The following is a 12,478-nucleotide window of genomic DNA, read 5'->3' on the forward strand; positions in this document are numbered from 1 at the left end:
CCGTGAACCACACCGTCCTGCAATACCTCCTCGCGGCCGTCGTCGTGCTCCCCCTGCTCGGCTCCGTCGCCGCCCTGCTCCCGGCCCCGCCCGGGCTGAAGGGCCGCGACCCCGGCCAGGCGGTGCTGCGCCACGGCGTCACCGTCAGCGCCGTCGTGCTGGTCGCCGCCATCGCGCTCGCCGCCGGTTTCGACCACGGCCGCCCGGCCGCGATGCAGGCCCAGACCGACATCAGCTGGATCCCGGCGCTGGACATCCGCATCCACCTCGGCGTGGACGGCGTCTCGCTCCCCCTGGTCGTGCTGACCGCGCTGCTGACGTTCCTCTGCGCGCTCTACTCGTACTTCAAGATGCCCGCCGGGGGATCGGCCCCCTCACCAAAGGGTTTCGTCTCGCTGCTGCTCCTCCTGGAGGGCGGCACCCTGGCCAGCTTCGCGGTCCTCGACCTGATGCTGTTCTTCCTGGCGTTCGAGATGACGCTCATCCCGATGTACTTCCTCATCAACCGGTGGGGAGGCGCCGAACGGGAGCGCGCCGCCTGGCGGTTCATCCTCTACACGCTGCTCGGCTCCGTCGTCATGCTGCTCGGCCTCCTCCTCGTCGGGGTCAAGGGCGGCACCTTCGACATGGTGGCACTCGCCTCCGACAACGGCTCCGGGCTCAGCCACACCACCCAGCTCATCGCGGCCCTCGCCATCATCGCCGGACTCGCCGTCAAGGCCCCGATGTGGCCGCTGCACAGCTGGCTGCCGGACGCCCACACCGCCGCGCCCACCGTCGGCTCGGTCCTCCTCGCGGGCGTCCTGCTCAAGATGGGCACGTACGGACTGGTCCGCATCGTGCTGCCGATGGTCCCCGAGGGCGCCCACACCTTCGCGCCCTACCTCGCGGCCTTCGCCGTCGTCGGCATCATCTACGGATCCCTCGCCTGCCTCGCCTTGGCGCGCAGCGGCGCGGGCGGCGACCTCAAGCGGCTCATCGCCTACTCCTCCGTGGGCCACATGGGCTTCGTGCTGCTGGGCATCGCCACCCTCACCCCCACCGGGGTGAACGGCGCGCTGTTCGCCAACATCGCCCACGGCCTCATCACGGGCCTGCTCTTCTTCCTGGTCGGTGCCCTCAAGGACCGCTCCGGCACCACCGACCTCGACCAGCTCTCGGGCGTCAGCGGCGCCGCCCTCTACGGCCGGGCGCCGCGCCTGGGCGGGCTGCTCGCCTTCGGCGCCGTCGCCTCCCTGGGGCTGCCCGGACTCGCCGGGTTCTGGGGCGAGATGCTCGCCATGTTCGGCGCCTTCGAACCCGCCGACGGGCTCAGCCGCCCGGCGTACCTCACCTATATGGCGCTCGCCGGGTTCGGCACCCTGCTGACCGCCGCCTACATGCTCATCGTCGTACGGCGCGTCTGCATGGGCGACCACCCCGTGGAACCCGGGGCCGAACACGGCGCCGCCCGGCCCGCCCTGGCCGACGTCCACGGCTACGAATTCGCCGCCTGGAGCCCCCTGGTGGCCCTCACCGTCCTCGCCGGACTGTGGCCCGCGGCCCTCCTCGGCCTCACCGACCCGGCCGTGCAGCAGCTCCTCGCGGGAGGCAACTGATGACGACCCCGATCGCCTCCGATCTCGCCGCGAGCCTCGTCCAGTCCGTCGACTGGCTGGCCGTCGCGCCGCCCACCATCGCCGCCGTGGCCGGTCTCGCCGTCCTCGTCGCCGACCTGTTCCTGCCCGAGCACAGGAAGCCCCTGCTGGGCTGGCTGGCGACAGTGGGCCTCGCGCTCGCCGGGCTCAGCCTGCTGCCGCTGCTCGACGGCGACCGCTCCACCTTCTGCCTCACCTCCGGCGACGGGGCGTGCAGCTACACGGCCGACACCTTCACCCTCGTCATCCAGTTCTTGGTGCTCGGCGGGGCGCTGCTCACCGCGCTGCTGTCCATCAGCAGCGTCGAAGACCTCAAGCTGCCCGCGGGCGAGTTCTGGTTCCTGCTGCTGTCGTCCGCCTCGGGCGCGGCCCTGCTGCCCGCCTCCCGGGACCTGGCGACCCTCGTCGTCGCCCTGGAGGTGGCCTCCCTCCCGGCCTTCGCGCTTGTCGGGCTGCGCCGGGGCGACCGGCTCTCCTCCGAGGCCGCGCTGAAGTTCTTCCTCTCGTCGGTCACCGCGACTGCCGTCATGCTGCTCGGCGTCAGCTTCGTCTACGCCGCCACCGGCAGCCTGCACCTGTCCCGGATCGCCGACGGCCTCGCCCATGTCGACCCGCGGCTCGGCACGCTCGCCCAGACGGGCGTCGTCCTCACCCTGGTGGGCTTCGCGTTCAAGACCGCCGCCGTGCCCTTCCACTTCTGGGTTCCGGACACCTACGTCGGCGCGCCGATCCCGGTGGCCGCCTATCTCTCCGTGGTCGGCAAGGCGGTCGGCTTCTCCGGCCTCATCCTGGTGACCCTCCTCGCCTTCCCGTCGTACGACGACGTGTGGGGCCCGGCCATCGCCGTCCTCGCCGCGCTCACCATGACCGCGGGCAACGTCGCCGCGCTGCGCCAGCGCCCCGAGCGCGCGCACAGCGCCGTCCGCCTGCTGGCCTGGTCCTCCGTCGGCCAGGCGGGCTATCTGCTGGTCCCGATCGCGGCCGCCGGATACGCGGGCTCGGCCGACGACGCGTCCCGCGCCATCGGCTCGACCGTCGCGTACGCCCTCATGTACGCGGCCGTGAACCTCGGCGCCTTCGCGGTCGTCGCCCTCGTCGCCCGTACGAACCCCACCGGCCGCATCACCGACTACCGCGGCCTGTACGCCGCACGCCCGGCCACCGCCCTCGCCCTCGGCTTCTTCCTGCTGTGCCTGGCCGGGCTGCCGCCGGGCGTCATCGGGCTCTTCGCGAAGGTGACCGTCTTCTCCACGGCCGTCCACGCGGGCCTGGGCTGGCTGGCCGTCGTGATGGCGCTGAACGTGGTGATCGCCCTCTACTACTACCTCCAGTGGACGACGGTCCTCTTCCGCGCGCCCAAGGCCGCCGAGGGGGAGACCGGGGGCGTGGCATCGGTCACCCCCGTGGCGGCCACCGCCCCCCTGACGGCCGCCATCGGACTCGCCGCCGTCCTCGGCATCGCCCTGTCCGGTGCCCCCCAGCTCGTCCTGCGGTTCGCCTCGGGCGCCCTGCTGTAAAAGCGGCCTCCCGCCGCCCCGTGTGCACAAGGGAACTAGTGGCCCTCACCTGGCGTTGACCAGTTCAGGAGGGTCCACTGAGAGGTGGAAACACCAGTCAAGGGGTTCCCCGCGGCATCATCGGGAGGGCGCACAGTGCACCGCCGGCACAACGGGCTGAAGACCGCCGTACTCCTCGGGGGACTGTCGGCGCTCATCATCGTCATCGGCAGCTTCTTCGGCCGGATGGGGCTGATCGTCGCGGTCTTCGTCGCCCTGGGGACGAACGCGTACGCCTTCTGGAACAGCGACAAGCTCGCCCTGCGGGCCATGCGGGCGCGCCCCGTCAGCGAGTTCGAGGCGCCGGGGCTCTACCGGATGGTGCGCGAGCTGTCGACCGCCGCCCGCCAGCCCATGCCGCGGCTGTACATCTCCCCGACCGAGGCCCCCAACGCCTTCGCCACCGGCCGCAACCCGCGCAAGGCGGCCGTCTGCTGCACCGACGGCATCCTGCGCCTCCTCGACGAGCGCGAGCTGCGCGGCGTCATCGGCCATGAGCTGAGCCACGTCTACAACCGCGACATCCTCATCTCCTCCATCGCCGGGGCGCTCGCCAGCGTGGTGGTGTTCCTGGTCAACTTCGCCTGGCTGATCCCCTTCGGCCGCTCCGACGACGACGAGGGCCCCGGCTTCCTCGGGGTGCTGCTGATCATGTTCCTCGGCCCGCTCGCGGCCGCCATCATCCAGCTCGCCGTCAGTCGCTCCCGCGAATACGAGGCGGACGCGTCCGGCGCCCAGCTCACCGGCGACCCCCTCGCCCTCGCCAGCGCCTTGCGTAAGCTGGAAGCGGGCGCGCAAGCGCTCCCGCTGCCCCCGGAGCCCCGGCTGGAGACCGCCAGCCATATGATGATCGCCAACCCGTTCGGGGCGGGCGGGGGTATGTCCAAGCTCTTCTCCACGCACCCGCCCATGCGGGAGCGCATCGCACGTCTCGAAAAAATGGCGGGGGAGCAATCATGAAGACGATTCTGAATCTCATCTGGCTCGTGCTCAGCGGCTTCTGGATGGCCTGTGGCTATGTCCTGGCCGGTCTGCTGCTGTGCATCACCATCATCGGCATCCCCTTCGGGATCGCCTCGTTCCGCATCGCCGGGTTCGCCCTGTGGCCGTTCGGCCGCACGGCCGTCCCCCGCCGCGACGCGGGCGCCGCGTCCTGCGTGGGCAACGTCCTGTGGCTCGTCCTCGCCGGCTGGTGGCTCGCCCTCGCCCACATCGTCACCGGCGTCCTGCTGTGCGTGACGATCATCGGCATCCCCCTGGGCGTCGCCAACTTCAAGCTGATCCCGATCTCCCTGACCCCCCTCGGCCACGACATCGTCCCCACGGACCGCCCCTTCACCGCCCGTTGATCACCCGGTGAGCAGCCGCCCGTGCTCGTCGAGCAGATTGCGCACCTCGGGTACGTCCCCGAAGTCGCGCAGCCTGCGCAGTACGACGCGCGAGCGCTCGGCGGTCCGCTCGCTCGCCACGTCGGCGGACGCCGTGACGACGAGCCGCGCCTCGGCGGCGGCCTGCTCCGGCTCGTTCGCGTCCGCGAGGGCGACCGCCAGCCACGACCTGTACAGCGCGACCTCGCGCGCGTGGGTGGCGTCGTACCGGGTGAGCACGTCGGTGAGGAGCGGCACGGCCCGTAAGGGGCGCCGCAGCTCGGTGAACACCCGGGCGTCCATCACCTCCAGCTCCGCACGACTGACCCAGTAGGCCCACAGCGGCACGTCGGCGCCGCCGTCCGCCGACAGGGCTTCGTGCGCCGCGCCGAGCGCCCGGATGGCGGGCTCCGCCTCCCCGGCGCGGGTGCGGGCCCAGGCGACGCGGTCGAGGAACAGCGCCCTGGTCTTGGCGGGCGCGTCCGGGCCCGCCTCCTCGACGGCCGCGAGGGCGAGGTCCAAGCCGTCCCGCTCCCGCCCGGTGTTGCTCAACTGGTATCCGAGGCTGCCCGCGAGATGGGCCACGAGCGGCCCGTCGCCCGCCTGCCGCGCGGCCGAGATCCCGACGGTGTAGGCGCGCTCCGCCTGCTCGTGGTGTCCGGCGTCGCTCGCGATCCACCCCGCGATCTGCGCCAGCTCTCCGATCTGCGCCAGCAGCGCGCCGCCCACGTCCTCGGTGTGGCTGGTCTCCCGGTACAGCTGTACCGCCGCCGCCAGTTCACGGAAGGCGGGACCGATCAGATCGCCTCCCGCGAGCACGTCGTCGGCCAGTCGCAGCCCATGCACGCGCGCCGCGAGGCGGGCCACGGTCCCGGTGCCGATACGGCGCCCGGACCGCGCCGTGAGCGGCGCCAACGGGTCGCCGGGCGGCAGCAGCTCGGCCAGCGAGGCCGAGGGCCCGCCCGGGGCTGTGTCCGCCTCGCCCCGGGCGTAGTCGGCGGCCCGCTCCAGCTCGCCCACCGCCACGCCGAGTGCCTGCGCCAGGGCGGGCAGCCAGGCGTCGGGCACCCGCGCGCCCCGCTCCCACCGAGAGACTTCGTGGCGCGTGACGGAGTCCAGCCCCGACAGGGTGCACAGCCGCTCCGCCAGCTGCCGCTGGCTCCGCCCCGTGGCCCGCCGAAGGCGTACGAGACAGGTGCCGAACCACCTGCGCCGGTCATCGCTCATCCTGGCCCCCTCCCCGCCCCAGTCTGGCCCCTCCCGGGCCCCCTGGGCGGCTCCTCCGTGAGGTCAACGGAGCCATTTCGATGGAGTCACGCACTCCCGACGGAAGCAGACCACCATGCCGGACCGCACTGCCCGCGACATCGCACCGCCACTACGACTGCTGCCCTGGACGTCCCCGGACGGCAAACCCTGCTACCTCTCCTCCGGCGACGCCGACAGCAGGCTGAACCGGCGGGCGGACGAGATCGAGGCGCTGCAACTGGACATGGGCACGGAACTGCTCGCCCACGCCCGCGCCCTGCTGGGCGACCGCGGGGCGCATCCCGGGGAACTCCGCTACCTCGCACACCGGCTGGCCGAGGCCCTCCGCGACGCCCTGCGGATCGCCGAGAGCCGGGGCGACCGGCTGGAGGACCCTGCCGAGGGGGAGGACGACGAGGGGCCGCATACGCGAACGCCGGGGCCCGCGGCCCCGGCGTGCCGTCACCCGGCGCGACCGCCTACCGGTAGTTGACGAACTGGATCGCGAAGTCCAGGTCCTTCCCCTTCAGCAGCGCGATCACGGACTGCAGATCATCCCGGCTCTTCGAGGTGACCCGCAGCTCCTCGCCCTGCACCTGCGCCTTGATGCCCTTCGGGCCCTCATCGCGGATGATCTTGGCGACCTTCTTCGCGTTCTCCTGCGAGATGCCTTCCTGCAGCGAGGCGAAGATCTTGTACTCCTTGCCGGACGCCTGCGGCTCACCCGTGTCCAGCGCCTTCAGCGAGATCCCGCGCTTGACCAGCTTGGACTGGAAGACGTCGAGGATCGCCTTCACCCGCTCCTCGGAGTTGGCGCGCATCTCGATCCGCTCGCCCGACCACTCGATCGAGGCCCCGACGTTCTTGAAGTCGTAGCGCTGGGAGATCTCGCGGCTCGCCTGGTTGAGCGCGTTGTCGACCTCCTGCCGCTCGACCTTCGAGACGATGTCGAAACTGGAGTCGGCCATCTTGAGTTGGCTCCTCGTACGTAGATCCGTCAGTGGCACGGCCCAGCGGACCGCAGCTGCCAGCCTAGCCACCCCCGCCATGATCCAGAGGCGATCAACCGGGTGGCGGACCACCCCCGGGGATCAGGTATTGTTTACGTCGTTGCCAGGGAGCAGCGCCGCGAAAGCGGGGCACCTGGCCACATCCCAGGCGGTGTGCCCGAGTGGCCAATGGGAGCGGACTGTAAATCCGTCGGCTTAGCCTACCCAGGTTCGAATCCTGGCGCCGCCACGCTGGGAAGAACGGCCCCCGAGCTGCGATTACGCGGCCGGGGGCCGTTTTCGTTGCTGAATGGGAATCGCGCCCGGAATGGCGGGGAATGTCCCAGACTGTCTCACTCGATTTCGCGTGTTGACCAGCGCGTGTGGGACATCTGTGGGACGGAGATTCCGATCACTTCCAGGTCTTCAGTGCCTTGTCGATGCGGGCGTTCGCCATGGTGGTCGCTCCGTCGAGGCACTTCGCGTAGACCTTCAGCAGGACGGCCACGGTGTGGCCCGCGCGGCGCGCGACCTCCATGGGGTCCACCCCGGAGTTCAGCCACAGGGACACGCACGCATGACGGAGGTCGTAGGGCCGGACGGCCAGTGCCGAAGTCTGCTGCTCCGGCGTGAGCGCCTTCCTGCGTGCCCGCGCCCAGACCTCCCCGTAGCCGCTCTCCTGCACCAGACCGCCCCGGGCGGTCTGGAACAGTCGACCGTCGGGGGCCGTGCCGTACATCACCAGGTGATCCCGCAGCATCGTCACCAGGTCCGGCGGGATCGGAACCGATCGCACTTCCTTCCTCGGACGCCGCTTCAGTCCGCGCTCGTCGTGTGCGGTCCCGGAGTCCGTCCAGGAGCTTCCGACGCGCGGCCGGGAGCCGTCGAGCCGCAGTGTCCCCCAGCCTGTGACGGGGAGATCGCAGTTCGCGCGCCGCAGCCACACGGCCTCACCGGGGCGCATACCAGCGTGGTAGAGGCAGCCGAAGAACGCCCGGAGGTGCTTGCCCCGGTTGCCCTGCTCGGCGACGGCGTCGAGCAGGCGGCGTGCCTGCCGGGGGTTGACCACTGCCCCGGGGTCCACCTGCTCTACCGCGTCCGGGATGGTCCACTGCACCTGGGGGAGCGGGTTCGCGGTGAGCCGCCGAGCCTCCACGGCGAAGCCCAGGGCGTTGTGGAAGATCGCGCGCTTGCGGCGGATAACGGACGCTGCGGCGTGCTCGCCGTCGAGGCGCAGCGTGAACGCGGTGAGCACCTTCCGCAGAAGCAGGGGGTCGTCCAGCGCGCTCACGGGCACCGTGTTCCGTTCCACCCACGCGAGGATGCGTTCCACGTCCGCAGGCGGGTCCTCCTTCCAGCGGTTCATGTTGAACGCCCAGCTATAGAGGGCCCGGCGGAGCTCCCGCGCGTCGGGCATTCCCCGACGAGTGGTGACCAGGGCCGGGGTGACACTCGCCATGGCTTCGGCCAACGTGGTGCGCGTCTTGGCGGGAGCGGTCGGCCACTTCATCTCGATGTAGTCGCGAGCGTGCTGGTACCAGCTCACATCGTTGAGCTTCCGCAGCTCGGAGAGTGGCAGACCCGTGGCCTCATCGAATGCCTCGCCCTTGTTGACGGCGATGAGCAGCTCGGCCCGGCGGCCGTCGGCCTGAGTTTTGGTGGCGAAGCTCTCGGAATGGGGGGTGCTGCCGACCTTCCAGCGGAGTTCCGCTGTGGTCCGGCGCAGATCCTTCCGCTGTCGTACGGCCCAGATACGGACGTTGAACGTGTGTCCCACGGGGGTCCTTCCGTGAAAGAGGGGTCCGGCCGCAGCGCGCGGCCGGACCCCTGCGAGTCGAGGTCAGTAAGCGGGGGAGTCGAGGTCTCGCCACCAGGCGTCCAGGTCGCTACGAAGGACGCGAAGGTGGCCGTTCGGGAGCTTGGTGAGCTTCGGGGCCATGCCCCGGGCGCGCATCCGGTAGAAGGCGGCGCGGCTCATCTTGATCTCTTTGAGGACTTCGGGGAGCTTGAGTTTTTCGTCGCGTGCCACGCGTTCGACTCCTTCGCGCCGATAGCGGGGTATTTGGACTTTCCGGGGCTCGCGTCTGTCCGAAGCGCGGGATTCTGCGTCACCGCGTCACCTGCGTCATTCAGGCTTCTGACCTGCCAGTTTTGGGTGACGCAGAGCGTTGGGAGTGCGTCACCGGTGACGCAGGCTGTCCGTCATCGGTGACGCGGGTGACGCGGGTGACGCGGCGTGACGCAGCAGACGGCTGTCTGCGTCACGGCCGTCTGCGCAGGTCACCCGCCGTTTTCCGGGCCTCCGTGACGCAGGTGACGCAGCGTTCCCCACTTAGGAAAAAAGGGGGGTGTCTGTGGTGGTGCAGTGCGGTCAGGGCGGGAAGATGGAGCCGCTTCGCGGCGCGTCCATCGCAGGGCGGCGCTGCCGCCGAACAGCAAGAGGAGCACGCCCCCTGGTGCTCCTCTTGCTTGTGCGCGGCGTCAGAACGTCTGTTGCTCGTGCGGCGGCGGAGCGGGCGAGCGGGTCATCTCGATGTAGCGGCCCTCCCTGGTGCGGCCTGAGTCGATGAGGACGCCCCGGGCGGCCAGGGTCGGCTGTAGACGCTTGAGACGGTCGGAGAGGACTTTGCCGGTGGTCGGCCACCCCTTGGGCAGGGGGCGGAAGTCCTCGCCCGTGTAGAGGCGGGTGAGGCAGTGCAGCCACTCCGTGGAGGTCATCCGCTGCTCTGTGCCCGGTTCGATGTCTGCGGCGTGCCTGAGGACGGTCTGCGCCAGCAGGTCACCCTCAATGACGTCGTCGTTGAGGTCGTCCAGACTGGCCCGGTAGGCGGTGAGCGCTCCGAGGCCGGTTGCCGCGTCGAGTTGCGCGCACAGGTGTGCGAAGTCCGCCATCCGCAGGTCGGTGGGGGTCTCCGCCTCCGCTGCGCGGACCTTGACCGTCAGGTCGAGGAGAGACCCGAGGACGACGGGCAGGACTTCCGCGTACTCCGCCCACAGCTCAGCCTCGGTGCGCCGGACGCGGGGCCGCTCCAGACGCAACGGCAGGAGCCGTTCCGCGAGGTCAGGCCGGATGACGCCCACGTCGATGCCGGTCAGGAGCAGGGGGCGGCGATAGCGAGCGCGGAAGACGTCCCCATCGGTGAACAGGGCGCGCTTGACGCTCTCGGCTCCGGTGACGATGCAGCACATGGCGTCGGACAGGTCCGGGGTCATGTGGGAGAGGTTGTCCAGGGCGGTGACCCATCCGGCCGCCACCGCCGCGATCAGGTTCTCCTCGTCCTTCGGAGCCCGGCGCAGGTCACCGCTCATGCCCTCGATGATCCGCACGAGCATGCGGCCCCCGGTGGACTTGCCCGCCCCCTGCGGGCCGGTGAGGAACGGGGCGGGGACGGGCACGGACGGCCCGAGGCACCCGATCAGCCAGGCGATGGCCAGGCATTCAGTCTCCGCATTGGCGAAGTTGCACAGCCTGAGCAGGAGGTCGATGCCCTTGCCGTCGGTGTCCTTGGCGGGCAGGGGCAGTTCCCCGGTGAGCTGGGTGCGGCGCCAGCACACCTCGCGCGGGTCGGGGATGGCGATGTCCCAGCCGGTGGGGTGGATGCGGACGGACTGCCCGTCACTGCGCCCCAGGTCCAGCCACGTGGCCCCGTCGAATCCGGGGGCGACGCGGATGTGGACGGGCTGCACGTCCTCGGTCAGCGCGAGCGCTTCGATCAAGTCCAATGCCTCCTTGAGGGCGGTCCCGTTGAACACGCCGCGCCCGTCCCTGAACAGGCCGACCATGAGTTCCTGGCGGTGGCTTCCTGTCGTGCCCTGGGAGCGGATCGGGCGGGCCACGGGGTGGCCGTTCCTCTGCGCGTATACGGTCCCGTCGGCGGTGCGGAAGTACCGGAAGTGCGCCTGCGCGTAGTCGGTGATGACCTCGCGGGCGGGGTTCTTCTCGTCGTCGGACATGGTCACAGTCCCAACCTGGTACGGGCGTTGGTCCACGCATCGGCGCAGTGCCGGGGCGATTCACCCTTGGCCTGAGCGGCGGTGAACAGCCGCTCGACGTGGGCCTCGGTCAGGCAGCCGCACCGGCCATGGGCGGACAGCACGGCCAGGAAGGTTCGGTAGACGGTGGCGTGGACCGCGCTACGGGCCTCGGTGATGCGCTGCTCGGCCATGGCGATGCCACGCTCCAGGTAGGCGGGCATGCGGTGAGGGCACACCCCTTCCCCGGCCCGTGCGGGCACGGTGATGGCCTGCGGGGCCGACCGGACCGTCGAGGGCTCCTTCACGGCCAGCGCGCGCACGATGTCCGGCAGGGCCGTCATGTTGCCGGTGCCGGGACCACGCCACCGCGCGTAGGCCATCGTGGATTTGAGGTCGACACCCTCACGGACGCGGTTCACCGACCGCATCGCACCCAGGTAGATCCAGTGCTCCCCACGGGTGGTGGGCACGATCCTGGTGGGCGAGAGGACCTGGCGGGCCCAGGCGACGGCCACCGGGCTGTCGAGGTCCACCACGGTCAGCCCGGCGCCGCCGGGGTGGTAGGCGACGGTCACCGCCTGTCGCCAGGCAAGTGCCCAGGCGGGGGAGGTGATGACGGCGGGGTCGGTGGTGGCAGCGGCCCAGGCGTGGCAGACGGAGAGGCACTGGCAGGGGCCCGGGTCCTTCATGTTCGGGCGGCCACCGCAGGCGTTCTGCGCGCACGCCGGGCAGTTCCCGAACGGGATCTTGCCGCGCCGCAGGGGCAGCACCGGCAAACCGGTCGCGCTCAGTTCCAGCGCGGTCCGCAGGGGTGAGGGAGCAGGGCGGTCTCGCCGGACGATGGCGGGTTGGGTCATGCTGGAGACCTCCAACAGGTCTGTTGTGGGCTGGTTGGGCCGGGGCGGTCCCGTGTCATTGGCGTGAGAGGGGACCGCCTCGGGCGTGGTCAGAAGGGCGGTTCGTCGCTGTAGCCGGTCGGCGTACGGCGCGGCCAGCGAAGCAGCGGCAGCAGGATCACGGCCCACTGCGACCAGCACGGGCAGGGCTCCCACTCCGTACCGGCGTACTCGCCGTTGTGGTCGGCGTAGTCGTGCGCGATGCCGCCCACGCCCTGGCAGTCGGGGCAGTCGGGGCGCGGGGTGTCAGCCAGGGCCAGAGCCCGACGTGGGCAGTAGGTGACCTTGATGCGAAGGCGGATCACAGGTGTCGGTCTCCTCGTCAGCCGTAGAACTTGTTCCGCTTGATCACGGCCTTACGGATGTTGACCGTGGCCCCGCCGTGGTGGCCGCTCGCGCTGAACACCTGGACAGCGATCCATCCGCCGAAGATGACGGCGGCGAGGATGATGAGCTGTCCGATGAACGCGGTCAGGGCGGCGATGAACGAGGTGAGCAGCAGCAGCCCGCCGCACACGGAGAGGAACCCGACGCCCCCAAGGGCGACATTCACCGCCGCGCGGGACACGGTCGGCTTGGTCGCGACCGGTTCGGGCTGGCCCGAGTCGATGGCGTAGCCGGTGACCACACGGCCGTCCGGGAGCTGGACGCTCGCCACCGCCGGAACACTGCCCGGCTGAACGAGAACCAGCGGCGCCGGGGCCGCGACGGCGGGCGTGATGGGGGTCGGCCGGTGGACTTCCACGGGCCGTTCGGCGGGCGCGTGCTGGGGGTGTTCGGGGTACATGCGGAATCCCTTCCGAAGGTGGG

Annotated in this window: 13 protein-coding genes and 1 tRNA gene; 6 read left to right on the top strand and 8 right to left on the bottom strand. The window is 70.9% G+C overall.

All coding sequences use genetic code 11. The features are described 5' to 3' along the window. Positions 1-2: 2 nt before the first annotated feature. The 4 genes from ACZ59A_RS07780 to ACZ59A_RS07795 all read left to right on the top strand — a co-directional run bounded on the left by ACZ59A_RS07780 (position 3) and on the right by ACZ59A_RS07795 (position 4,542). On the top strand, positions 3-1,598 hold the full coding sequence (locus ACZ59A_RS07780) for a complex I subunit 4 family protein (RefSeq protein WP_470954982.1): 1,596 nt from the start codon (positions 3-5) through the stop codon (positions 1,596-1,598). Continuing rightward, positions 1,598-3,154 (top strand): NADH-quinone oxidoreductase subunit N, encoded by a 1,557-nt coding sequence (locus ACZ59A_RS07785; RefSeq protein WP_470954985.1) that lies wholly within the window; start codon positions 1,598-1,600, stop codon positions 3,152-3,154. Before ACZ59A_RS07780 ends, ACZ59A_RS07785 begins: the two co-directional genes overlap by 1 nt. A gap of 135 nt (positions 3,155-3,289) precedes the next feature. Further along, positions 3,290-4,153: a zinc metalloprotease HtpX gene (gene htpX, locus ACZ59A_RS07790; RefSeq protein ID WP_470954988.1), complete on the top strand. Its 864-nt coding sequence runs from the start codon at positions 3,290-3,292 to the stop codon at positions 4,151-4,153. After that, positions 4,150-4,542, top strand: coding sequence for a YccF domain-containing protein (locus ACZ59A_RS07795; RefSeq protein ID WP_470954991.1), 393 nt, complete (start codon positions 4,150-4,152; stop codon positions 4,540-4,542). The genes htpX and ACZ59A_RS07795 overlap by 4 nt, the downstream gene beginning before the upstream one ends. Here ACZ59A_RS07795 and ACZ59A_RS07800 read toward each other — a convergent pair whose 3' ends face one another. After that, complete coding sequence (locus tag ACZ59A_RS07800; protein ID WP_470954994.1) at positions 4,543-5,787, bottom strand: helix-turn-helix domain-containing protein; 1,245 nt, start codon at positions 5,785-5,787, stop codon at positions 4,543-4,545. Between the two features lie 115 nt (positions 5,788-5,902). Between ACZ59A_RS07800 and ACZ59A_RS07805 the strand changes: the two genes are divergently transcribed. Next, positions 5,903-6,301: a hypothetical protein gene (locus ACZ59A_RS07805; protein ID WP_470954996.1), complete on the top strand. Its 399-nt coding sequence runs from the start codon at positions 5,903-5,905 to the stop codon at positions 6,299-6,301. Here the strand turns inward: ACZ59A_RS07805 and ACZ59A_RS07810 are convergent. Next, on the bottom strand, positions 6,288-6,776 hold the full coding sequence (locus tag ACZ59A_RS07810; RefSeq protein WP_468049182.1) for a YajQ family cyclic di-GMP-binding protein: 489 nt from the start codon (positions 6,774-6,776) through the stop codon (positions 6,288-6,290). The genes ACZ59A_RS07805 and ACZ59A_RS07810 overlap by 14 nt on opposite strands. Positions 6,777-6,965: 189 nt before the next feature. Between ACZ59A_RS07810 and ACZ59A_RS07815 the strand changes: the two genes are divergently transcribed. Beyond that, positions 6,966-7,047, top strand: a tRNA-Tyr gene (locus tag ACZ59A_RS07815). Positions 7,048-7,209: 162 nt separating this feature from the next. On the opposite strand, the gene ACZ59A_RS07820 is transcribed toward ACZ59A_RS07815, so the two are convergent. From ACZ59A_RS07820 to ACZ59A_RS07845, 6 genes are all read right to left on the bottom strand, one after another. Next, positions 7,210-8,574, bottom strand: a complete 1,365-nt coding sequence (locus ACZ59A_RS07820; RefSeq protein ID WP_470954998.1) for a tyrosine-type recombinase/integrase — start codon at positions 8,572-8,574, stop codon at positions 7,210-7,212. Positions 8,575-8,637: 63 nt separating this feature from the next. After that, a complete protein-coding gene (locus ACZ59A_RS07825) occupies positions 8,638-8,826 on the bottom strand; it encodes a helix-turn-helix transcriptional regulator (protein ID WP_470955001.1) in 189 nt (62 codons plus the stop codon). Between the two features lie 452 nt (positions 8,827-9,278). Beyond that, positions 9,279-10,751, bottom strand: coding sequence for an ATP-binding protein (locus tag ACZ59A_RS07830; RefSeq protein ID WP_470955004.1), 1,473 nt, complete (start codon positions 10,749-10,751; stop codon positions 9,279-9,281). Between the two features lie 2 nt (positions 10,752-10,753). Next, on the bottom strand, positions 10,754-11,629 hold the full coding sequence (locus tag ACZ59A_RS07835; protein WP_470955007.1) for a bifunctional DNA primase/polymerase: 876 nt from the start codon (positions 11,627-11,629) through the stop codon (positions 10,754-10,756). Positions 11,630-11,718: 89 nt separating this feature from the next. Then, positions 11,719-11,973 (bottom strand): hypothetical protein, encoded by a 255-nt coding sequence (locus ACZ59A_RS07840; protein ID WP_470955008.1) that lies wholly within the window; start codon positions 11,971-11,973, stop codon positions 11,719-11,721. A 17-nt stretch (positions 11,974-11,990) separates the two neighbouring features. Then, positions 11,991-12,455 carry a hypothetical protein gene (locus ACZ59A_RS07845; protein ID WP_470955010.1) on the bottom strand — a complete coding sequence of 155 codons (465 nt, stop codon included), beginning with the start codon at positions 12,453-12,455 and terminating at the stop codon, positions 11,991-11,993. Between the last annotated feature and the right edge of the window lie 23 nt (positions 12,456-12,478).

The sequence above is a fragment of the Streptomyces sp. NPDC040405 genome (genome assembly GCF_055595765.1).